The following is a 22,856-nucleotide window of genomic DNA, read 5'->3' on the forward strand; positions in this document are numbered from 1 at the left end:
GCTTGCGTCCTGTGCGCTATGTGCCAGCGAAGGTCCTCGATTGCGATCCATGAGTTATCTACAGATGGATGGGCTTGCTCGGCAAACCCTCGATTATTCATGCGGAGCGGCGGCGTTGGCATTTCTTTTAAAAAACTATTTCGACGATAAATGGCAAGAGCGAGAGGTCCTGGCGGACATTGTTTTTCGATTGTCTGAGGATGAGCTCAAGGAAAAGCAAAAAGTTGGTTTTTCGATGCTTGACCTTAAGCAGTCTGCCGAGCGATTGGGATACGTGGCTGAGGGTGTAGTCCTTTCAATGGGCGCTGCGTTGGCATTGAAAGGACCCGTGATCATCCTGTTACGTCGCGAGAAGTCCAATCACTTTGTGGTGCTCAAGGGTATCAAGCAAGGTCGGGCTTTTTTAGCCGATCCGTCTCGTGGGCATGTGCGGGTTCCCGCTTACGAGTTGTTTCAAGAGTGGAAAGGTGAAGCGTTAGTGCTTGGTAGGGAAGGGTTCGGTCTTCCGGGCCTGCACGGGCTTTCCCTTCCTAACGGTGGGCACGTAGCTCCCGAGCGAGACGTGGTCAGAGATATGCAGCGAATTCCAATCAACTGAAGTTTGGCCCAGACCAAGGATCCGGTTGTGCAGATGCTAGAGCGGATCCTTGTTTTAAAGGCGCGGCCTCCGTGTCCGTGGCACCGAGCCGTCTCGCGGCAAACATAGTATCTGTAGGAGCCAACTTGTTGGCGAAGGGGCTATCCGGCGACATTCATCAGTTGGCTGTACCAATGCCTCACCAACAGGTGCGCTCCTATCAAACTACAACTATCTGATTTGGAATGCTTTTCTGAAGGAGCTCACGAGCAACGCGAGGCAGCGATTGCGCCCTGTCTGATACACCGCTATCGCGGCCTCGCGTTGCTCGTGCACTCCTACAGATCCTCTGTTTGCGCGATACAGCGTGGTGCCATGGACACCGGAGGTTTCCCACAGGGGAGATGTTCGAGCGTTACGCCGTCTTCCAGGTAATCTCTTCCTCGCCATCGGCGCTGATACGTATCCAGCGGTCGGCGGTTTCGTCGCTTTCTTCTTCGACCCAGGTGCCGGGTGCGCAGCGTACTTCTACGTTCAGGGTAGCGAACGCAGCGCGGGCGCAGGCGATGTCGTCTTCCCATGGCGTGTTGTCACTGTCCAGATGCAGGCTGTTCCATTTGCCTACTGCTTTTGGCAGCCAGGTCACCGGTACGTTTCCTGCCTTGCATTTCCAGGTCTGGCCTTTCTGTACCCAGTCGGTGCAAGGGCCGACCGCAACACTGAGCCACTCGGCGATGGCCTTGTGATCAACGTCAGTGTCCTTCAGGTAAATCTCGATATCGGGTTGGCGCATGGATGCCTCGTGAGAAAGTGAAAAAATCCATTCGCGGATTCAGTCGGATGCCCGGTACCGAGCATCTTCGTTGGTTGTTATTGCAATACGAAATAATCGTAGCGCATGGAAACGGTGACCTCGAAAGGTGCGGCCTGCTCAATCACATCTGCACGACGTTCCGCGCTGGCTCGCCAGCCGTGGGGCGTCATGGCCAGCAGATTGGCGCGGGCCTGACCGTCAACGAGGCTCAGCTTGAAACGCAGGGTTTCGCTATGAGCCAGCGACATGCCTTCCGGCACCAGAGCCAGATGTTTGTCATCGGCATAGTCCCGCACTGCGTCATAGAGTCGCTCGCGCAGTTCCATCAAATGCTCGCTGGTCGGGCCGACCCGCATCAAACCGCCGCCCGGCGTCAGCAGGCGCTTGGCTTCGTTCCAGTCCAGCGGGCTGAACACGCTAGCCAGAAACTGGCAGCTGGCGTCCGGCAGTGGCACGCGAGCCATGCTGGCAATCAACCAGGTCAATTTCGGATTGCGACGACAGGCGCGTTTGACCGCTTCTCGGGAGATGTCCAGTGCATAGCCATCGGCGTCCGGCAGGGCTTCGGCTATTTGCGCGGTGTAGTAACCCTCACCACAACCGATGTCCAGCCAGTGCGCGGGGGCACGTTCAGCGGCCAGTTCTGCCAGGCGCTTGGCTACCGGCGCGTAATGCCCGGCATTGAGGAAATCCCGGCGCGCCTCGACCATGGCCTGATTGTCACCAGGGTCGCGGCTGTTCTTGTGCTGCACCGGCAACAGGTTCAGATACCCCTGACGCGCGCGGTCGAAACGGTGGTTGGCCGGGCAGGCCACACCATTGTCCACCGCAGTCAGCGGGGCAGAGCAGATCGGGCAGGTCAGCATCAAGCGAGCAACTTGACCAGAGTCTGGTAGTAGATCTCGGTCAATACATCGAGATCACTGGCCAGAATGCGCTCGTTGACCTGGTGAATCGTCGCGTTGACCGGACCCAGCTCTACAACCTGCGTACCCAAGGTGGCGATGAAACGCCCGTCAGAGGTGCCGCCGCTGGTGGACGCTTTGGTCTCGCGGCCAGTGACGGCCTTGATGCTCGCCGAGACCGCATCGAGCAAATCACCTGGCTCGGTGAGGAACGGCAGACCGGACAGTGCCCAGTCCACATGCCAGTCCAGACCATGCTTGTCGAGGATGGTCGACACCCGCTGCTGCAGACCTTCGACGGTGGATTCGGTAGAGAAGCGGAAGTTGAACACCGCTACCAGATCCCCCGGTATCACGTTGGTTGCGCCAGTGCCGGAGTTCAGATTGGAGATCTGGAAGCTGGTCGGCGGGAAGAAATCATTGCCTTCGTCCCAATGCTCGGCGGCGAGTTCTGCCAGAGCCGGAGCCGCCAGATGAATCGGGTTGCGAGCCAGATGTGGATAGGCCACATGGCCCTGTTTACCGCGTACGGTCAGCGTCGCGCCAAGGGAGCCGCGACGGCCATTCTTGACCACATCGCCCACCAGCGTGGTGCTCGACGGTTCGCCAACGATGCACCAGTCCAGCCGCTCGTTGCGCTCACGCAACCGCTCAACCACGGCCTTGGTGCCATGATGCGCCGGACCCTCTTCGTCACTGGTAATCAGGAAAGTGACTTTGCCTTTGTGGTCAGGGTGATCAGCGACGAAACGCTCGGCGGCCACGACCATTGCGGCCAGACTGCCTTTCATGTCGGCTGCGCCACGTCCGCACAGCATGCCCTCTGCATCGATCAGCGCATCGAACGGATCGTTTTGCCAGGCTTGAACAGGGCCGGTCGGGACCACGTCGGTATGACCGGCAAAGCACAATACCGGCCCTTCGTTGTTGCCATGGCTGGCCCAGAAATTATCCACGTCCTCGATTCGCATCGGCTCCAGCTTGAAGCCTGCGTTCCCGAGGCGCGCCATCATCACGGCCTGACAATCGGCATCAATGGGCGTGACCGAAGGACGACTTATCAGGTCGCAGGCAAGTTGCAGCGTAGGCGAAAGGTCGGCTGGGGCCGTCATGTACAAAACTCCGGTTGATAGCGCGGATGGTCCGGTGACGCACGGATCATATAAGGGCGCGAAAAAGGCGCTTATCTTAAAGCAAAACGGGAAGGGGGAGCCGCCGTTTATGGATAAGGGCGCTTATTTTCTCCAGTGAAAGGGGTGGCATCGGGCCGGTATCGTGAGCGTGCTTCAAATCGCGTAAGCCCCTTTCGCCAACAAGTTGGTTCCTACCTTTAAAACCGAACAGTCTGGGCCTCCGCGTCGCCGTGGCAGGAGCGAACTTGTTCGCGAGGCGGCATGCGTGAATAACCGCGTCAGCCCCTCTCGCCAACAAGTTGCCTCCTACCTTTAAAGGCGACCAGTCTGGGCCTCCGCGTCGCCCTGGTAGGAGCGAACTTGTTCGCGAGGCGGCATGCGTGAATAACCGCGTCAGCCCCTCTCGCCAACAAGTTGGCTCCTACCTTTAAAACTGAACAGTCCGGGCCTCCGCGTCGCCCTGGTAGGAGCGAACTTGTTCGCGAGGCGGTATGCGTGAATAACCGCGTCAGCCCCACCTCAGTACATTTTCTGACCAATCACCCCACCTTCAGGATGCCCTAACCCAGCCAAAGCCCTATAATGCGCGCCGGTTTTTGGGGTATTGGTCATGAGTTCAGAAGATCCGCGTTTTGCAGGTATCGCCCGTTTGTACGGCATCGAAGGTCTGGAGCGGCTGCGTGCCGCCCATGTTGCTGTGGTCGGTATCGGCGGTGTCGGTTCCTGGGCGGCTGAAGCCATGGCGCGTTCTGGGGTGGGTGAGATTTCCCTGTTTGATCTGGATGACGTCTGCGTCAGCAACAGCAATCGTCAGTTGCATGCGCTGGACAGCACCGTGGGTCGCCCCAAAGTTGAAGTGATGGCTGAGCGTCTGAGGGCGATCAATCCGGATTGCGTTGTACACGCGGTGGCTGATTTCGTCACTCGCGACACCATGGCCGAGTACATCACACCGGATCTGGATTGCGTGCTGGACTGCATCGACTCGGTCAACGCCAAGGCAGCGCTGATTGCCTGGTGCAAGCGTCGCAAGATCCAGATCATCACCACCGGCGGTGCGGGTGGGCAGATTGATCCGACGCTGATTCAGGTCTGCGATTTGAACCGTACCTTCAACGATCCACTGGCTTCAAAAGTACGCTCGACCCTGCGCCGCGATTATGGCTTCTCGCGGACCATGAATCGTCATTACAGCGTGCCGTGCGTGTTCTCCACTGAACAACTGCGCTATCCGAAGCCGGATGGCAGCATTTGCCTGCAGAAGAGTTTTGTCGGGGATGGGGTCAAGCTGGATTGCGCCGGTGGTTTTGGCGCGGTGATGATGGTGACAGCGACCTTCGGCATGGTCGCGGCCACCAAGGCAGTAGACAAAATTGTTGCTGGTGTACGTCGTCCATCGGAGCGTGCCAAGCCGGTGTCGGTACCGCCGTCTCAGCCCGCCGCTTCCGTCAGCTGACGCATCCTTTGCAGCACGGCATTCAGGCCGTTGCTGCGTGAAGGGGAGAGTTGACGGCTCAGGCCGAGCTGGTTGAACCAGTCAGGCAAATCCACGTGCTGGAGCTCTGTTGCCGACAAGCCGTTGACCCGAGCCAGCAATAGCGCCACCAGACCACGAATCATCCGCGCATCGCTGGCCGCGCGAAACTGCCAGTGACTGTCCGTCATATAACCCAGCAGCCAGACCTTGCTCTCACAACCGTGGACCAGGTTTTCGTCTGACTTTTCTTCGTCGTTCAGTGCAGGCAATCGCTCGCCCCATTGCATAAGCAATCGCGCACGTTGCTCCCAGCCTTGAGGTTGAGCAAAGGTGTCCAGTGCGGTTTGTGCGTCGACGGGCAGGTTCATCGTAATAACTCCAGCGCCTGATCCAGCGCGTTGAAGAAGTGTTGCAAGTCGCTTGAGTCGTTGTAGAGCGCCAGGGAAACCCGAATTGCCCCCGACAGGCCAAGGCTTTTCAGCAGCGGCATAGCGCAGTGATGACCCGCACGCACGGCGATGCCCTGTTCTGTCAGCAGATGCGCGAGGTCGGCGTTGTGCACGCCTTCCACTGTAAAGCTGACCAACGCCAGTTGCGGCTCGCCCAGCACCCGCACACCATCCCGCTGACGCAAGCCTTCAAGCAGCATCGCGTGCAGCGCTGCTTCATGCTCCAGCACTGCGCGGTGATCAAGGCTCTGCAAATAATCCAGCGTTGCGCCAAGGCCGATCACACCGGCAATCGGTGGCGTCCCGGCTTCGAAACCCAGCGGTGCCGGGCGGAATTTCGCATGGTCGTAATCAGTGGTCAGGACCATCTCGCCGCCGAACTGCCAGTGTTGCAGGCGCGGCAGCACGTCATTGCGGCCATACAGAATGCCGACGCCTTCCGGGCCGTATAGCTTGTGGCTGGAAAACACGTAGAAGTCGCAGCCCAGCGCTTGCACGTCATGTCGACCATGGACGACACCTTGAGCGCCATCGACAACAGTCAGTGCGCCGTGGGCCTTGGCCTGTGCGAGTAATTCCGGCAGTGGCTGCCAGGCGCCCAGCACGTTGGACAGTTGGCTCACAGCAAGCAGGCGGGTGCGGTCACCGATCAGTTGCGCAGCGGCGCTCAGGTCGATCAGCCCTTGCTCATTGAGCGGCAGAATGACCAGCTTCAGATCGCGGCGTTGAGCCAGTTGCTGCCAGGGCAACAGGTTGGCGTGATGTTCCAGTGCGCTGATGGCGATTTCATCGCCCGCGACGAACTCATGCTCCAGGCCGTAGGCCAGCATGTTCAAGGCAGAAGTAGCACCATGGGTAAAAATAATCTGACCTGTCTCACTGGCATTGAGCCAATGGGCAACTTTGCTGCGGCTATCCTCGAACGCCTGAGTCGCATGCGCACCCGGCAGATGCTGGGCGCGATGCACATTGGCTGCGCCATTGGCGTAGTAATGATTAAGGGCGTCGAGCAGGGCTTGAGGTTTCTGGGTGGTCGCGGCGTTGTCCAGATAGGTCTGGCCTTGCCGTTGCAGGGCGTCGATGGCTGGAAAGTCAGCGCGCCAAGGGGAAAAGAGGGGCATTTGCTTTGACTCGGTGAGTCAGGCCCGATCATGAGATCGGACCTGATACAGCATCGATCAGTTGTGAGCGTGCAGCGCTTCGTTCAGCTCGATGGCCGACTTGTGGGTTTTGCATTCCACAGCGCCGGTTTCGGAGTTGCGACGGAACAGCAGGTCAGGTTGACCAGCCAGGTCACGGGCTTTAACGATTTTGACCAGCTTGTTCTGATCATCCAGCAGCGCAACCTTGGTGCCAGCGGTCACGTACAGACCCGACTCCACGGTGTTGCGGTCGCCCAATGGAATGCCGATACCTGCGTTGGCACCGATCAGGCAGCCTTCGCCTACTTTAATGACGATGTTGCCGCCACCGGACAAGGTACCCATGGTGGAGCAACCGCCGCCCAGGTCAGAGCCTTTGCCGACGAAGACGCCAGCCGAAACACGACCTTCGATCATGCCCGGGCCTTCGGTGCCTGCGTTGAAGTTGACGAAACCTTCATGCATCACGGTAGTGCCTTCGCCGATGTAAGCGCCCAGACGAATACGCGCGCTGTCAGCGATACGCACGCCGGTCGGCACAACGTAATCGGTCATTTTCGGGAACTTGTCGACGGAGAACACTTCCAGCAGCTCGCCCTTGAGGCGTGCTTCCAGCTGGCGCGGGGCCAGTTCGTTCAGGTCGATGGCACCCTGGCTGGTCCAGGCGACGTTTGGCAGCAACGGGAAAATCCCGGCCAGACTCAGGCCATGTGGCTTGACCAGACGATGGGACAGCAGATGCAGCTTGAGGTAAGCCTCAGGGGTGGACGTCAGCGCAGCATCTTCAGCGAGCAGGGTCGCGACCAATGGCTTGTGGCTCTCGGCCAGACGGGTCAGCAATGCAGCCTGACCGGCGTCAACGGACTTGAGAGCCTCAGCCAGCTTCGACGCCTGATCGGTGTTGAAGGTAATGGCCTGGTTGCCACCGGTATAACCGAGTACTGGCGTTACAGCTGCGATCAATTCAGCGGACGGGTTGATCAGCGGCTGGGCGTAGAAAACTTCCAGCCATGCGCCTTGACGGTTTTGAGTGCCGACACCGAAGGCCAGGCTGAACAGGGAAGTGGACATGCAAATACCTCTTACTAATTTAAAGGGCTATCTCAGTCAGGCGATAGCCGCTGCATACAGGTCTGGTTTAAAGCCAATCAGGGTTCTGTCGCCGAGATCGAGCACCGGGCGCTTGATCATCGACGGTTGAGCGAGCATCAGTTCAATCGCTTTATCCTGATCGAGGTCGGCTTTCTGCGCCTCGTCCAGCTTGCGAAAGGTGGTGCCTGCGCGGTTCAACACTGTCTGCCAGCCGTGCTCGTTGCACCACCGGGTCAGATGTTCGCGGTCAATACCTTGGGTTTTGTAGTCGTGAAAATCGTAGCTCACCGGCTTTTCATCGAGCCACGTGCGGGCCTTTTTCATCGTGTCGCACGCTTTGATCCCATACAGGTGCAACTTGTTGATTTCATCAGCCACGAGCTTGCCCCCTTTGAGACGGTTGAAAAACGGTCACGGATTATGCCATGGACACGCGGGCTGGGCGTGTCCTGCCGACGTGTTTATGTCCCCAGGCACGACTTTTTTGCCTGTGTCCTGCCGTTGGCTGAAGGTGACGCGATAGTTTAAGCCGCCAATATGGCACTTCGATGGGTGCCACGACGGAATGGCGCAGTCGGGTCTCAATGAGGCCAAACCGCGCGTGGCAAAGTAGATTAACCCTGGCTAGCCGTCTTCTCAGAGGTGGCTGCCGTGCTCGGTGCACTTGTGGCGTCAGGTACATTTAAAGCGACAACCGGCTGAGCTGTCCCGCCCGTCGAGCTGGTTTTTTTGCCGGTGAATGGGTCTTCCTCGTCTTCTTCGACTTTTTCCGAGTTCATTTCGGCAATGATGTCGAACAGGGTTTTCTGAACTTTGGGCTTCTCCGGGTTTTCCAGACTCGCGATGCTCTCCTCCAGCCCCTGGTGCATGCGCATCCAGGTTGCAGAGCTTTTTTCTTCGCTGCTGACCTGGTTCAAGAACTTCAGGCCCACCTTGAAGCGCGTGAGATCGTCACCTTTGTATGGATCGACAAAGTCGTTTTCCAGCGACGTCAAGCCACTGTACAGGCCCATCGCCAGGCCAAACTGACGGTTCATTGCATCCGATGCTTCCTCCTGCTCCGCTTTGGTAAACAGGCCGCCTTCATTCTTGCTCACCGCGTACAGAGACCTGCGGTCAAGATCGCCCAGCAACGAGTTGGTGTCAGCCGCTTCCTTGTCGTGACGGTTATAGGGGGTGCCGCTGGCTTTCATCTGTGCGTACTTGTCGTCCATGCGAGCACGGGCGTCAGTGGCGACATCAGCGAAAGACAGGCCCTTGGAGCTTGATTCAAGACCAGGGTTGGCAACTGCCATCAACAAAGCATTGGCACTCATGCCGGGACGAGTTGGATACAGTTTTGAGGCTGAGGAGGTTTTCTGACTGAGTTCGAGCGCTGCGCTGGAAAAGGTCGCCTTATCGACGCTCGGTGCTTCCTCTTGGAGGGCAGTCGTTGATGCGGTAGCGATCCTGGTTGGGCTAGTCGCTGCATTGACACCGTTATAGGCGGCAGTGCCACTGTTGGAGAGCGTCGATACAAGGCTCATATGTTCATCCATGACGTGAGTGTCAGCTTGTATCGGCTTTGATACAGATTTCTGAAGGGGGCCCTCTGGAGCCCTTAAACCATCGGGTCTGCCAGCAGGACAGGATATCTGTAGCCGTCCTGTCCCTGACACCGGCCTGTCTCGCAGCAAACATAGGACCTGTAGGAGCTGCCGAAGGCTGCGATCGCGGTGTTTCAGGAGAAATGCTTCGCAGCCTTCGGCAGCTCCTACTGAGGGGAGGGGGCACAGTGTTTGTGTTATCAGCACCCCACGGCACATTGCATGCCGTGGGGAATACGCATCACTTGTTGATAAAGTCGCGAATTCGTTCTGCCGCTTCAATGCATTCGGCCAGCGGCGCAACCAGTGCCAGGCGCACGCGTCCAGCACCCGGGTTGAAACCGTCCACTTCGCGGGACAGATAGGAGCCCGGCACCACGGTCACATGTTGATCAACGAACAGATCGCGGCAGAATTCTGCGTCGTCGCCGCCAACGCTTGGCCACAGGTAGAAGCCACCGTCGGGACGCTGCACATCCATCACTGGTGCAAGAATCTCCAGCACTGCATCAAATTTCTCGCGATATAGATCACGGTTGGCGCGCACGTGTTCTTCATCATTCCAGGCCGCAATGCTGGCCAACTGGGTTTGTACCGGCATCGCGCAGCCGTGGTAGGTGCGATAGAGCAGGAACGCTTTGAGGATATCTGCGTCGCCTGCCACGAAACCGGAACGCAGGCCCGGCAGGTTGGAACGCTTGGACAGGCTGTGGAAAACCACGCAACGTTTAAAATCCTGGCGACCCAGCTCCACGCAGGCGCTGAGCAGGCCGGCAGGCGGGGTTTGTTCGTCGAAGTACAGCTCGCTGTAGCACTCGTCGGCGGCGATCACGAAGTCGTGTTCGTCTGCCAGTGCGATCAGCTTCTTCAGGGTTTCTACCGGGATCAGCGCGCCGGTCGGGTTGCCCGGAGAGCACAGGAACAGAATCTGACAGCGCTTCCAGGTATCGGCCGACACTGCGTCAAAGTCAGGGTTGAAGCCGTTCTCAGCCAGGCACGGCAAGTAGTGCGGCTTTGCACCTGCCAGAAACGCTGCGCCTTCGTAGATTTGATAGAACGGGTTCGGGCTGATAACCAGCGCGTCGTCGCCACGGTTGACCACGGTCTGGGTGAAGGCAAACAGTGCTTCGCGGGTGCCATTGACTGGCAACACGTTACGCGCCGGGTCCAGCCAGCCACTCGGCACGCCAAAGCGCCGCTCGCACCAGCCGGTAATGGCTTCGCGCAACGCCGGTATGCCCAGTGTTGTTGGATAGACGGCCATCTGGTCCAGGTTGTCGGTCATGGCTTTGGCGACGAAGTCCGGCGAGCGATGCTTGGGTTCGCCGATGGACAGCGCAACCGGGCGCTTGTCGGGGTTTGGCGTCACGCTGCCGAGCAGGGCACGAAGCTTTTCGAAAGGGTAGGGCTGGAGCAGTTGCATCGCGTTATTCATGGGGCTGGCTTCCAGAAGCAGGGCGCTCAAGTGGCTGAGCGCCATAAGTCGATTCATTGAACAGCGTCAGGTTGACTCAGATGCTGATGCGCAATTCGCCGGGCTCGTGATTGACGTTCAGTTGCTCGACGATGGCGTCCTGCAGCTGACTGCATAGCTGCGGATCGGACAACGGCTGGTTGTTGGCATCGGTGATGAAGAACACGTCTTCCACTCGCTCGCCCAGCGTGGCGATCTTGGCGTTTTGCAGCGACAGGTCGAACTCCAGAAATATCTTGCCGATCCGCGCCAGCAGGCCGGGGCGATCCGGTGCTGACAGCTCCAGAATGGTCACCGGACGCTGGGCATCGTTGTGGATCGTTACCTGAGGCGCAAAGGCGAAATGCTTGAGCTGGCGCGGTACGCGACGTTTGATGATCGTCGGGTAGTCGTCAGGGTTACGCAATGCTTCGGTCAGGCCTTCGCGAATCTGCTTGATGCGTTCAGGGTTATTGCCGATCGAGCCGCCGTCGTTGTCCAGCACGATGTAGGTGTCGAGGGTGAACTTGCTACTTGAGGTGATGACTCGGGCGTCATGAATGTTCAGGTTCAACTGGTCCATCGCCGCCACGGTCACTGCGAAGAAGTCATGCTGGTCGGGGGCATAAATGAATATCTGGGTACCGCCTTCAAACTCGCGCTGGGTGGTTTCCTTGATCAGGACCAGTGAGCCGCCATCTGAAGGCTGCTGCAATATCGCATCGCTGTGCCAGGCCACATCGCCAGCGGTGTGGCGCAGGAAGTAATCGTCGCCCAGTTGTGACCAGAGCTGCTCGACATCGTCCGGATCGGTGCCGTTGCGAACCAGGATGTCCAGCGCCGCAGTTTGTGTGCGGCGTATCTGTTCTTCGCGGTCCACCGGGTTTTCCAGGCCGCGCTTGAGGGCGCGCTTGGTTTCGGTGTACAGCTGGCGCAACAGGCTTGCCCGCCATGAGTTCCACAGCGTCGGGTTCGTGGCATTAATGTCGGCAACGGTCAGCACGTAGAGATAGTCCAGGTGGATTTCATCCCCCACGAACTGGGCGAAATCGTGGATCACCTGCGGATCGGACAAGTCCTTGCGCTGGGCCGTCGTGGACATCACCAAGTGGTGGCTGACCAGCCAGACGATGAGGCGCGTATCCCATGTCGGCAACTGATGACGAATGCCAAAGGCCTCAGCATCAACGGCACCGAGTTCCGAGTGGTCGCCACCGCGGCCCTTGCCGATATCGTGATAAAGACCGGCGAGGTAGATCAACTCCGGCTTCGGCAACCTGCCCATGACCTTGCTGGCCAGCGGGAATTTCTCCGACACCTGCGTGTATTGAAGCTTGCGCAGGTGTTTGATCAGATTCAGCGTGTGCGCATCAACCGTATAGATGTGGAACAGGTCATGCTGCATCTGCCCGACGATATGGCCAAACTCCGGCAAATAAAGCCCGAGAATCCCGTAACGGTTCATTCGGCGCAGGTTGCGATGAATGCCCAGCTCACACTTGAATAGTTCGATGAACAGGCTGGTGTTGCGAATATCGTTACGGAAATCGTCGTTGATCAAGTGCCGGTGTTCGCGCAGCAGCCGAATGGTGTCGGCGCGCACACCTTTGATTTCCGGGTGCTGGGCCATCAGCACAAAAATCTCGATCATGGCAAACGGCGTACGTTTGAAGACGTTGGCGTGGGTCGCCTCGATATAACCGTCGTGTACCTGAAAGCGTGAGTTGAGCGGTTGAGTAATCGCGCCTTCGTCGTCGGTCAGGATGACCTCTTCGAAATGCTGGATGATCAGATCACTGAGTTGCGCGATGCTCATCACCACCCTGTAGTACTTCTGCATGAAGCGTTCGATGGCCAGCTTGGCGTCATTGTCCTGATAACCCAGCAGATTGGCGATGCTGCTCTGATGGTCGAACAGCAGGCGATCTTCAGAGCGGCCAGCCAGCATGTGCAGCGCGTAACGCACTTTCCAGAGGAAGTCCTGGGAGGAGGCGAGCAGGTTGTTTTCGCTCTCCAGCAAAAAGCCTTCGCCCGCCAGTGCGTGGAGATTCAACGTGCCGTACTGGCGGCGGGCGACCCATAGAATGGTCTGGATATCGCGCAGGCCACCGGGCGAGCCTTTAACGTTAGGCTCAAGGTTGTATTCGGTGTCGTTGTACTTGTGATGCCGGGTTTTCTGCTCGGCACGCTTGGCCAGGAAAAACTCTTTGCTGGGCCACATCTGTTTCGGGCTGGTGACTTCCAGCATGCGCTGGCGCAGGCGTTCAGGTCCGGCGATAGTGCGGCTTTCCATCAGGTTAGTGATCACCGTCAGGTCGGCACGACCCTCAGTTGCGCATTCATCCACCGAGCGCACGCTTTGGCCTACTTCAAGGCCGATGTCCCAAAGCAACGTAAGAAAGCGCTCAATGGGCTCGCGGAAAACTTCGTGGTCAGCACTGTCCAGCAAGATCAGCAGATCGATGTCCGAATAAGGATGCAATTCACCACGGCCATAACCGCCGACGGCCAGTAGAGCGATATCGGCTTCCTCGCTCCAGTCGAAATGGTCCCATGCCTGTTGCAGGATGTTGTCCACAAACCAGGCGCGATCTTCGATCAGGCGTCGAATATCACGGCCAGCCTTGAAGCGCGCATCGAGCACCTCCCGCGCGTTGCGGATGGCTTTCTTGAACGCGGCAATCGGACTCGCCTTCAACGCCAGTTCGGCCTGGAACTGACCACGGTCGAACAAATCGGGATCCACCTGCGGCATGGAACTGCTTTCCTTTTATCTAGATCAAGCGAGCGTTGTGATCAGGCTGATGTGCGGGCGATGGTGTCGTCGCTGCGCAGGGTAAAAATTTCATAGCCCTCAGCGGTCACCAGAATGGTGTGCTCCCACTGTGCTGACAGCTTGCGGTCCTTGGTGATCGCAGTCCAGCCGTCACCCAGCAGGCGGGTTTCGGCACGGCCCTGATTGATCATTGGCTCGATGGTGAAGGTCATGCCTTCTACCAGTGCCATGCCTTCGCCAGCCTTGCCGTAATGCACGACTTGCGGCTCTTCATGGAACACCTTGCCAATGCCGTGGCCGCAATATTCGCGAACTACGGAGAAGCCGCTCTTTTCAGCGTGTTTCTGGATGACTTCGCCGATATCACCCAATGTTGCGCCAGGGCGGACAACTTCGATGCCTTTATACAGGCATTCCTGAGTGATTTTCGACAGGCGCTCGGCCCACTCAGGGACTTTGCCTACGTGAAACATCTTGCTGGTATCGCCGTGGTAGCCGTCTTTGATAACGGTGACGTCGATGTTCAGAACGTCGCCATTTTTCAATGGCTTTTCATTCGGGATGCCATGGCACACAACGTGGTTGATCGAGGTGCAGATCGACTTGGGGAAGCCTTTGTAATTCAGCGGAGCCGGTATAGCTTTCTGCTCGTTGACGATGTAATCGTGGCAGATGCGGTCCAGCTCTTCAGTGGTGACGCCAGGCTTGACGTAAGCACCGATCATTTCCAGGACATCGGCAGCCAGACGACCGGCAATGCGCATTTTTTCGATGTCTTCGGGGGTTTTGATGGTGACGGTCATACGAACTCTCTCGGCGCACAGGGGGCGCGGCTAATACGGAAAACGGCGATTCTAGCAGACCGTCGCAGGTGGGGGATTGTTGCTTCCTTATATAGGGTGCTGGGGCTTTTAGTTTTGTGTGTATATCCGTTGGTGGGGTGAAGGCTGCTATAGGTTGCGCTTTTACAGCGCCTCACTTTTGAACAGCGCAAAAGTAAGCAAAACGCTCTTGCCCCACCACTTGGTGCCTCGCTGTCGCTCGGCATGCCCGTAATCCGACATTGCTGCGTGGGGCCGCCGCCACCGGCCATCCATGGCCTGAGGCGGCTAAACCGGCATCCCTGCCGGTTTGCCCCACGCAGCAATGTCGAATTCCGGCCGGCGTGGTTTAACGGGGCGCCTAAGATCAAAATCAAAAGTAGAATGAAAACGGCGATAGCGCCTCGGACCGGTAGGAGCGAACTTGTTCGCGAGACGCCAGCAAGGTCAACGCATTCGTTGTCTGACACACCGCTTCGCAGCCTTCGGCAGCTCCTACAGGAGATCGGGAAGCTCACACAACCAGGTCGGCTTTCAGGCCGCCGAGCTCTTGATTTTGATCTTGGGCGCCCCGTTAAACCACGCTGGCCGAACGCAGATTCTGAACCGTGGGCAACCCGGCAAGGATGCCGGGTTAGCCGCACCGGGCCATGGATGGCCCATTGCGGCGGCCCACGGTTCAGGATCTGCGGGCGGGTACACCGAGCGACAGCGAGGTGCCGAGTGGTGGGGCAAGAGCGTTTTGCTTACTTTTGCGCTTTCAAAAGTGAGGCGCTGTAAAAGCGCAACCAATAGAAGTCGTTAACGCGGAAACGGATATACACACAAAAATCACCTCCCTATTACCGCTGCCTCCGAGAAGGCAATAAAAGCATCGTGCAACCTGCACGTAATTGGGTTTCCGTTATCCGGACTTCTATGGTATAAAATGCGCCGCTTTCCGGGGTAAGCCCCGCAAGCACTAACCCACACACGTGTCGACACGATGACCTGGGTGCCTTCGGCTCGAAGCCGCTGGTTGGTCATTGGGATACGTGGAGGCCTAACCCGACTTATCAAGGAACTATCATGTCCCAAGTCAACATGCGCGATATGCTGAAGGCCGGTGTGCACTTCGGTCACCAGACCCGTTACTGGAACCCGAAAATGGGTAAATACATTTTCGGCGCGCGTAACAAGATTCACATTATCAACCTTGAAAAAACCCTGCCTATGTTCAACGAAGCTCTGTCTTTCGTTGAGAAGCTGGCTTCGGGCAAAAACAAGATTCTGTTCGTCGGCACCAAGCGTTCCGCTGGCAAGATCGTTGCTGAAGAAGCAGCACGTTGCGGTTCGCCGTACGTCGATCACCGCTGGTTGGGCGGCATGCTGACCAACTTCAAAACCATCCGTCAGTCCATCAAGCGTCTGCGTGACCTTGAAATCCAGGCTGAAGACGGTACTTTCGCCAAGCTGACCAAGAAAGAGGCGCTGATGCGCACTCGCGATCTGGAAAAGCTGGATCGTAGCCTGGGTGGTATCAAGGACATGGGCGGTCTGCCAGACGCACTGTTCGTTATCGACGTTGATCACGAGCGCATCGCGATCACCGAAGCCAACAAGCTGGGCATCCCGGTTATCGGCGTAGTCGATACCAACAGCAGCCCGGAAGGCGTTGACTACATCATCCCAGGCAACGATGACGCAATCCGCGCTATCCAGCTGTACATGGGTTCGATGGCTGATGCTGTAATCCGCGGTCGCAACAACGTTGCTGGCGGCACCGACGTTTTCGTCGAAGAAGCTCCAGCAGCTGCAGTTGAAGGCTGAGTAATTAACGCCTAGCGTTTACTCAGTACGCAAAAAGGGGGCTTGGCCCCCTTTTTGCCACCTCGAGAACCATGTGTTGGCGTTGTCATGACTTTCTTGTCATGTGCGGCATGCCACCATGGGTTTCAAGAATTTGAACGCCCGTTCAGGCGGGTGGAATGGTTAAAGACCTGTCCAAGAGGATTTTGAAATGGCAGAGATTACTGCAGCGTTGGTTAAAGAACTGCGCGAGCGCACCGGCGAAGGCATGATGGATTGCAAAAAGGCCTTGACCAAGGCTGGCGGCGACATCGAAAAAGCCATTGATGACATGCGTGCTTCGGGCGCTATCAAGGCTGCCAAGAAAGCAGGCAACGTCGCTGCTGAAGGTGCTATCGCTGTCAAGGTTGCTGAAGATGGCAAGCGCGCTACCATCATCGAAGTCAACTCCCAGACCGACTTCCTGGCCCTGCAAGACGACTTCAAGAACTTCGTCACCAGCAGTCTGGAAAAAGCGTTCGCTGACAAACTGACCGACGCAGCTCCGCTGATCGAGGCTCAGGAAGTCGAGCGTACTGCTCTGGTTGCCAAAGTTGGCGAGAACGTGAACATCCGTCGTCTGGCGAGCATCGAAGGTGACGTGGTCAACGCTTACCTGCACGGCAACAAGATTGGTGTTGTCGTTGTTCTGAAAGGCGGCGACGCTGAGCTGGCCAAAGATATTGCTATGCACGTAGCGGCCAGCAACCCTGAGTTCCTGCTGCCTTCGGAAGTTTCTGCCGAAGCGATCGAGCGCGAGAAGGGCGTCTTCCTGCAACTGAACGAAGACAAGATCAAAGGCAAGCCAGCCGAAATCGTTGAGAAAATGGTTGCCGGTCGTATCACCAAGTTCCTGGCTGAAGCCAGCCTTGTTGAGCAGGCTTTCGTCAAGAACCCGGAAGTCAAGGTTGGCGAGCTGGCCAAGAAAGCCGGTGCTGAAATCGTTTCCTTCACCTACTTCAAAGTGGGCGAAGGCATCGACAAGCCAGTCGACAACTTCGCTGAAGAAGTCGCTGCGCAAGTAGCTGCAAGCAAGAAGTAAGACGGTTCACTGACTGTCGTACCCAAGAGGCTGCCCGCTTACGCGCGCAGCCTCTTTGTCAAAAAGGAAAAGGTGTTTGTTTTCCTTGGGGAAGTGGCTTACAAGGCTGCATTCTTCTGACGCTGTCGCAGCGTCAAGCTAGAGTTAGCGCAGGCTTAAAGTGCCCGCACAGATTTTTTTCAGAAAACGCCGCAGGAGAGATTCGCAATGGCTCAGCAGGGCAGTGGTTATCAGGCTCGCTATAAACGCATTCTACTCAAGCTTAGCGGCGAGGCCCTGATGGGCTCCGAAGAGTTCGGAATCGATCCAAAAGTACTGGATCGCATGGCGCTTGAAGTCGGCCAACTGGTTGGCATAGGTGTCCAGGTCGGACTGGTTATCGGCGGTGGCAACCTGTTCCGTGGTGCCGCACTCAGTGCTGCTGGAATGGACCGTGTCACGGGCGATCACATGGGCATGCTGGCCACTGTGATGAATGCCCTGGCAATGCGTGATGCGCTGGAGCGCGCCAACATTTCTGCCATCGTGATGTCTGCCATTTCGATGGTTGGTGTGACCGATCATTACGATCGCCGCAAAGCCATGCGTCACCTGAGTTCAAAAGAAGTCGTGATTTTCGCGGCAGGTACTGGCAATCCGTTCTTCACCACCGATTCGGCTGCTTGCTTGCGGGCCATCGAAATCGACGCTGACGTTGTCCTCAAGGCAACGAAAGTGGATGGTGTGTACACCGCAGACCCATTCAAAGACCCGCATGCAGAGAAGTTCGATCATCTGACTTACGATGAAGTCCTGGATCGCAAGCTGGGCGTGATGGATCTGACGGCAATCTGTCTGTGCCGCGATCACAAGATGCCACTCCGTGTTTTTAATATGAACAAGCCCGGCGCCCTGCTGAACATCGTACATGGCGGCGCTGAAGGAACCCTGATCGAGGAAGGCGCACAATGATCAACGAAATCAAGAAAGACGCTCAAGAGCGCATGCAGAAATCCCTGGAATCCTTGAGCCATGCATTTGGCCAGATTCGTACCGGCAAGGCTCACCCGAGCATTCTGGGCAGTGTGATGGTGCCTTACTACGGCGCTGACACCCCTTTGAGTGGCGTTGCCAACGTGACTGTCAAAGACTCCCGCACCCTTCAGGTCGTTGCCTTTGAGCGCAACATGCTGGCGGCTGTCGACAAGGCAATCCAGAGCGCTGGTTTGAACCTTAATCCGACTAACCTCGGTGAGTTGCTGCTGATTTCCATGCCAGCGTTGACCGAAGAGACTCGTAAGGGCTTCACCAAGCAGGCCCGCAGTGCGGCTGAAGATGCTCGTGTCGCGGTGCGTAATATCCGCCGTGATGCATTGAGTGATCTGAAGAAACTGGTCAAGGACAAAGAAATCAGCGAAGACGAAGAGCGTCGTGCCGCTGCAGATATCCAGAAACTGACCGACAAGGCAGAGGCTGACATCGATTCGGCCACCAAGGCAAAAGAAGCAGACCTGATGGCCGTATAAGGTTCGGGGCGCTTTCATGGAAAAGACAAAATCGACCGCGCCGTCATCGGTGCCGCGTCATGTCGCGATCATCATGGATGGTAATAACCGCTGGGCGAAGAAGCGCCTGTTGCCCGGTGTTGCCGGGCATAAAGCGGGCGTGGATGCGGTTCGCGCGGTCATTGAGGTGTGTGCTGAGGCCAAGGTCGAGGTGCTCACACTTTTTGCGTTTTCCAGTGAAAACTGGCAGCGGCCAGCCGAAGAAGTCGGGGCGTTGATGGAGCTTTTTTTCACGGCCTTACGCCGTGAAACCAAGCGCCTGAACGAAAACGAGATCAGTTTGCGCATCATTGGTGATCGATCCCGTTTTCATCCCGAGCTTCAAGCGGCCATGCGAGAAGCTGAAAACCGCACTGCCGGAAACGATCGGTTTGTCCTGCAGATCGCCGCCAACTATGGTGGTCAGTGGGACATTGCCCAGGCTGCACAGCGACTCGCGCGCGAAGTGCAGGCAGGGCATCTGCGTCCGGATGACATTACGCCTGAATTGCTGCAAACCTGCCTGGCGACCGGTGATTTGCCGTTGCCGGATTTGTGTATTCGTACGGGTGGCGAACACCGCATCAGTAATTTCCTGCTTTGGCAGCTTGCGTATGCCGAGCTGTACTTCTCCGACCTGTTCTGGCCGGACTTCAAACACGATGCCATGCGCGCTGCGCTGGCCGATTTCGCTTCGCGTCAGCGTCGCTTCGGTAAAACGAGCGAGCAGATCGAAGCTGGAGCCCGGGTTTAATGCTCAAACAACGGATTATCACTGCACTTATTCTGCTGCCGATTGCGCTTTGCGGATTTTTCCTGCTTTCCGGGGCCAGCTTCGCTCTGTTCATCGGCGTGGTGGTAACCCTTGGTGCGTGGGAATGGGCGCGTCTCGCCGGTTTCCCTGCTCAGTCAGCGCGCATCGCTTATGCCGCAGCTGTGGCGGCGCTATCGTTTCTTCTCTATCTCATGCCGGGGCTTGCTCCCTGGATTCTGATAGCAGCAGTTATATGGTGGGTGCTGGCAACCTGGCTGGTACTGACCTACCCGGAATCCAGTCGGCACTGGTCCAGTGCGATCTGCAAGTTGGCTATCGGTCTGGTGATCCTGCTGCCTGCATGGCAGGGGCTGGTACTGATCAAGCAATGGCCGCTGGGTAACTGGTTGATTCTGTCGGTCATGGTGCTGGTCTGGGGGGCGGATATCGGTGCCTATTTCTCTGGCAAGGCTTTTGGCAAGCGCAAGCTGGCGCCGAAAGTCAGCCCAGGCAAGAGTTGGGAAGGTGTATACGGTGGTTTGCTCACTTGCCTGCTGATCACTGTCGTTGTCGGTGTTGTTCGCGACTGGTCCGCTTCACAGTTCGTGTTTGGCTTGCTGGGCGCCGCGATTGTCGTGTTCATTTCTGTGGTGGGTGATCTGACTGAAAGCATGTTCAAGCGCCAGTCCGGTATCAAGGACAGCAGCAATCTGCTGCCGGGCCATGGCGGAGTGCTTGATCGTATCGACAGTCTGACGGCTGCTATTCCGGTTTTTGCAGTGCTCCTGTGGGCTGCTGATTGGGGCGTGCTGTGAGTCGTCCTCAACAGGTTACCGTTTTAGGCGCTACCGGCTCGGTCGGTTTGAGTACGCTGGACGTCATTGCTCGTCATCCTGATCTCTATCAGGTATTTGCGTTGACTGGCTTTACCCGGCAGAGCGAGTTGTTGGCACTGTGCATCAAGCACACGCCGCGCTTTGCTGTGCTGCCGACCCAGGAGTCTGCGCGCAAATTGCAGGACGATCTGGCCGCAGCAGGTCTTGATACCCGAGTGCTGGTAGGGGAGAGGGGGCTTTGTGAAGTTGCCGCCCACCCGCAGGTTGATACCGTGCTGGCCGCGATTGTCGGAGCTGCTGGACTGCGGCCTACCTTGGCGGCTGTCGAGGCAGGCAAGAAAATTCTGCTGGCGAACAAGGAAGCGCTGGTCATGTCTGGCGCTCTGTTTATGCAGGCGGTTCGTCAAAGTGGCGCGGTTCTGCTGCCTATCGATAGCGAACACAACGCGATTTTCCAGTGTCTGCCGCTTGATTACGCGCGCGGGCTGGCGCCGGTTGGGGTGCGACGCATTTTGCTGACTGCGTCGGGCGGGCCGTTTCGCGAGACGCCGTTGAGCGAATTGAACGATGTATCTCCTGAGCAAGCCTGCGCTCATCCCAACTGGTCGATGGGGCGCAAGATTTCAGTGGACTCTGCCAGCATGATCAACAAAGGTCTCGAGCTTATTGAGGCTTGCTGGCTATTCGATGCACGGCCGGATCAGATTGAAGTGGTGATTCATCCGCAGAGCGTCATTCATTCGATGGTCGACTATGTGGATGGGTCGGTGCTTGCCCAATTGGGCAATCCGGACATGCGTACGCCGATTGCTCATGCGCTGGCCTGGCCGCAGCGTATTGATTCAGGTGTGGCACCTCTGGACCTGTTCAGCATCGCACGTCTGGACTTTCAGGCACCTGACGAACAGCGCTTCCCGTGTCTGCGTCTGGCGCGGCAAGCTGCCGAGGCTGGCAACAGCGCCCCGGCCACGCTGAACGCAGTAAACGAAGTAGCTGTAGCTGCATTTCTCGATCGGCGCATCCGTTATCCGGAAATCGCGGGTATGATCGACGATGTTTTGAATCTTGAACCCGTTGTGCCGCTTCCTGATCTGGAAGCTGTATTCAGTGCGGATTCAAAAGCGCGCGTTCTGGCCGAGCAATGGCTCAGTCGCAACGGGCGTTAATCGCAGACGCTAGACGGTACTGGCTCGGGGCTTGACCCAGACGGTACCCGGAGAAAGTTGATGAGCGCGCTCTATATGATTGTCGGCACCCTGGTTGCGCTGGGTGTGCTGGTTACCTTTCACGAATACGGCCACTTCTGGGTCGCACGGCGTTGTGGCGTCAAGGTTTTACGCTTTTCGGTCGGCTTCGGCACACCACTTGTTCGCTGGCATGATCGGCAGGGCACCGAATTCGTAATCGCAGCCATCCCGTTGGGTGGCTACGTAAAAATGCTCGATGAGCGTGAAGGTGACGTCCCTCCCGAGCTGGCTGATCAGTCGTTCAATCGCAAGTCGGTTTATCAGCGCATTGCCATCGTCAGCGCTGGCCCGATTGCGAACTTTCTTCTGGCAATTGTCTTTTTCTGGATCCTGGCCATGCTGGGCACCCAGCAGGTACGCCCGGTTATCGGTGCAGTCGAGGCTGGCAGTATTGCGCAACAGGCAGGGCTGAGTGCCGGTCAGGAAATTGTTTCTGTTGATGGCGAGGCGACTGCAGGCTGGTCAGCTGTGAATCTGCAGCTGGTGCGCCGGCTGGGTGAAAGCGGTACGGTCGCTCTCAAAGTGCGCGAGCCTGACGCGACGGTCGATACCGCTCACAGTCTGGCGCTGGATAACTGGCTGAAGGGGGCTGAAGAGCCTGACCCGATCAAGTCGCTGGGCATTCGTCCATGGCGTCCGGCACTGCCGCCGGTTCTGGCCGAGCTGGATCCGAAAGGTCCTGCTCAGGCAGCTGGGCTGAAAACCGGTGACAGGCTGGTTGCTCTGGATGGTCGTCCGGTAGAAGAGTGGCAGCAAGTGGTTGATTGGGTGCGCGAGCGCCCTGATGCGAAAATTTCCCTGCGTGTTGAGCGTGAAGGTGCACAACTTGATGTGCCGCTGACACTCGCGGCGCGTGGTGAAGGCGAGGCTTCGAGCGGTTATCTGGGGGCTGGCGTCAAAGGTATCGACTGGCCTCCGGAGATGCTGCGCGAAGTCAGTTATGGTCCACTGGCCGCTGTGGCCGTGGGCGCCAGCCGTACGTGGACGATGAGCGTATTGACGCTCGATTCACTCAGGAAAATGTTGTTCGGCGAGCTCTCGGTAAAAAACTTGAGTGGACCGATAACCATTGCTAAAGTGGCGGGCGCTTCGGCCCAGTCGGGCATAGGTGATTTCCTGAATTTCCTCGCTTATCTGAGCATAAGCCTGGGAGTCCTGAATTTACTGCCTATTCCAGTGCTGGACGGGGGGCATCTGTTGTTCTATCTGATTGAGTGGGCACGTGGTCGCCCCCTTTCAGAAAGGGTTCAAGGTTGGGGGATTCAGATTGGTATCAGTCTGGTGGTGGGCGTTATGTTGCTCGCACTGGTCAACGATCTGGGTCGACTGTAAAGCTTAGCTTTGCTGAGTTGCGAATCTGCCGCATTTTGCGGCAGTTTGTTTATTGCCAGTTGGAATAAGA

Annotated in this window: 21 protein-coding genes; 10 read left to right on the forward strand and 11 right to left on the reverse strand. The window is 57.4% G+C overall.

Annotated elements, in window-relative coordinates; all coding sequences use genetic code 11:
• Positions 1 to 49 precede the first annotated feature (49 nt).
• Positions 50 to 598, forward strand: a complete 549-nt coding sequence (locus K3169_RS07965; protein ID WP_049826977.1) for a C39 family peptidase — start codon at positions 50 to 52, stop codon at positions 596 to 598.
• Between the two features lie 394 nt (positions 599 to 992).
• Here K3169_RS07965 and K3169_RS07970 read toward each other — a convergent pair whose 3' ends face one another.
• From K3169_RS07970 to dapE, 3 genes are all read right to left on the reverse strand, one after another.
• Positions 993 to 1,370 (reverse strand): hypothetical protein, encoded by a 378-nt coding sequence (locus K3169_RS07970; RefSeq protein WP_099267685.1) that lies wholly within the window; start codon positions 1,368 to 1,370, stop codon positions 993 to 995.
• 77 nt (positions 1,371 to 1,447) lie between these two features.
• Entirely contained in the window at positions 1,448 to 2,257 is an 810-nt protein-coding gene (locus tag K3169_RS07975; protein ID WP_122397374.1) for a putative RNA methyltransferase, read from the reverse strand.
• Positions 2,257 to 3,408 (reverse strand): succinyl-diaminopimelate desuccinylase, encoded by a 1,152-nt coding sequence (gene dapE, locus K3169_RS07980; RefSeq protein WP_263270906.1) that lies wholly within the window; start codon positions 3,406 to 3,408, stop codon positions 2,257 to 2,259. Before dapE ends, K3169_RS07975 begins: the two co-directional genes overlap by 1 nt.
• 631 nt (positions 3,409 to 4,039) lie before the next feature.
• On the opposite strand from dapE, the gene tcdA reads away from it, so the two are divergent.
• Entirely contained in the window at positions 4,040 to 4,885 is an 846-nt protein-coding gene (gene tcdA, locus K3169_RS07985; protein WP_263270907.1) for a tRNA cyclic N6-threonylcarbamoyladenosine(37) synthase TcdA, read from the forward strand.
• Here the strand turns inward: tcdA and K3169_RS07990 are convergent.
• From K3169_RS07990 to map, 8 genes are all read right to left on the reverse strand, one after another.
• A complete protein-coding gene (locus K3169_RS07990) occupies positions 4,861 to 5,274 on the reverse strand; it encodes a SufE family protein (protein WP_263270909.1) in 414 nt (137 codons plus the stop codon). The two genes, tcdA and K3169_RS07990, sit on opposite strands and share 25 nt — an antisense overlap.
• Positions 5,271 to 6,476, reverse strand: coding sequence for an aminotransferase class V-fold PLP-dependent enzyme (locus K3169_RS07995; protein ID WP_263270911.1), 1,206 nt, complete (start codon positions 6,474 to 6,476; stop codon positions 5,271 to 5,273). Before K3169_RS07995 ends, K3169_RS07990 begins: the two co-directional genes overlap by 4 nt.
• Before the next feature lie 57 nt (positions 6,477 to 6,533).
• Positions 6,534 to 7,568 carry a 2,3,4,5-tetrahydropyridine-2,6-dicarboxylate N-succinyltransferase gene (gene dapD, locus K3169_RS08000; protein WP_122397370.1) on the reverse strand — a complete coding sequence of 345 codons (1,035 nt, stop codon included), beginning with the start codon at positions 7,566 to 7,568 and terminating at the stop codon, positions 6,534 to 6,536.
• 36 nt (positions 7,569 to 7,604) lie between these two features.
• Positions 7,605 to 7,946 (reverse strand): ArsC family reductase, encoded by a 342-nt coding sequence (locus K3169_RS08005; RefSeq protein ID WP_027900581.1) that lies wholly within the window; start codon positions 7,944 to 7,946, stop codon positions 7,605 to 7,607.
• A gap of 257 nt (positions 7,947 to 8,203) precedes the next feature.
• Positions 8,204 to 9,115, reverse strand: coding sequence for a hypothetical protein (locus K3169_RS08010; RefSeq protein WP_231677719.1), 912 nt, complete (start codon positions 9,113 to 9,115; stop codon positions 8,204 to 8,206).
• 301 nt (positions 9,116 to 9,416) lie between these two features.
• Complete coding sequence (gene dapC / locus K3169_RS08015) at positions 9,417 to 10,610, reverse strand: succinyldiaminopimelate transaminase (protein ID WP_099267712.1); 1,194 nt, start codon at positions 10,608 to 10,610, stop codon at positions 9,417 to 9,419.
• Positions 10,611 to 10,686: 76 nt separating this feature from the next.
• On the reverse strand, positions 10,687 to 13,383 hold the full coding sequence (locus K3169_RS08020) for a [protein-PII] uridylyltransferase (RefSeq protein WP_231677718.1): 2,697 nt from the start codon (positions 13,381 to 13,383) through the stop codon (positions 10,687 to 10,689).
• A gap of 41 nt (positions 13,384 to 13,424) precedes the next feature.
• Positions 13,425 to 14,207, reverse strand: coding sequence for a type I methionyl aminopeptidase (gene map / locus K3169_RS08025; RefSeq protein ID WP_099267693.1), 783 nt, complete (start codon positions 14,205 to 14,207; stop codon positions 13,425 to 13,427).
• A 1,086-nt stretch (positions 14,208 to 15,293) separates the two neighbouring features.
• Between map and rpsB the strand changes: the two genes are divergently transcribed.
• The 8 genes from rpsB to rseP all read left to right on the forward strand — a co-directional run bounded on the left by rpsB (position 15,294) and on the right by rseP (position 22,786).
• The gene (rpsB, locus tag K3169_RS08030) at positions 15,294 to 16,034 is read left to right on the forward strand and encodes a 30S ribosomal protein S2 (RefSeq protein WP_027898812.1); all 741 of its coding nucleotides are present in this window, start codon (positions 15,294 to 15,296) and stop codon (positions 16,032 to 16,034) included.
• Between the two features lie 190 nt (positions 16,035 to 16,224).
• A complete protein-coding gene (gene tsf, locus K3169_RS08035) occupies positions 16,225 to 17,094 on the forward strand; it encodes a translation elongation factor Ts (protein WP_027898811.1) in 870 nt (289 codons plus the stop codon).
• Between the two features lie 207 nt (positions 17,095 to 17,301).
• On the forward strand, positions 17,302 to 18,045 hold the full coding sequence (gene pyrH / locus K3169_RS08040) for a UMP kinase (RefSeq protein WP_027898810.1): 744 nt from the start codon (positions 17,302 to 17,304) through the stop codon (positions 18,043 to 18,045).
• The gene (gene frr / locus K3169_RS08045; protein ID WP_231675612.1) at positions 18,042 to 18,599 is read left to right on the forward strand and encodes a ribosome recycling factor; all 558 of its coding nucleotides are present in this window, start codon (positions 18,042 to 18,044) and stop codon (positions 18,597 to 18,599) included. The genes pyrH and frr overlap by 4 nt, the downstream gene beginning before the upstream one ends.
• A gap of 16 nt (positions 18,600 to 18,615) precedes the next feature.
• Positions 18,616 to 19,371: a polyprenyl diphosphate synthase gene (gene uppS, locus K3169_RS08050; protein ID WP_027898808.1), complete on the forward strand. Its 756-nt coding sequence runs from the start codon at positions 18,616 to 18,618 to the stop codon at positions 19,369 to 19,371.
• Positions 19,371 to 20,186: a phosphatidate cytidylyltransferase gene (locus K3169_RS08055; RefSeq protein ID WP_263270920.1), complete on the forward strand. Its 816-nt coding sequence runs from the start codon at positions 19,371 to 19,373 to the stop codon at positions 20,184 to 20,186. The genes uppS and K3169_RS08055 overlap by 1 nt, the downstream gene beginning before the upstream one ends.
• Complete coding sequence (gene ispC, locus K3169_RS08060; protein ID WP_027898806.1) at positions 20,183 to 21,373, forward strand: 1-deoxy-D-xylulose-5-phosphate reductoisomerase; 1,191 nt, start codon at positions 20,183 to 20,185, stop codon at positions 21,371 to 21,373. Before K3169_RS08055 ends, ispC begins: the two co-directional genes overlap by 4 nt.
• 60 nt (positions 21,374 to 21,433) lie before the next feature.
• Positions 21,434 to 22,786, forward strand: a complete 1,353-nt coding sequence (gene rseP, locus K3169_RS08065; RefSeq protein WP_263270923.1) for a sigma E protease regulator RseP — start codon at positions 21,434 to 21,436, stop codon at positions 22,784 to 22,786.
• The last annotated feature ends 70 nt before the right edge of the window (positions 22,787 to 22,856 follow it).

Source organism: Pseudomonas phytophila, from assembly GCF_025643095.1.
Classification (GTDB): domain Bacteria; phylum Pseudomonadota; class Gammaproteobacteria; order Pseudomonadales; family Pseudomonadaceae; genus Aquipseudomonas; species Aquipseudomonas quasicaspiana.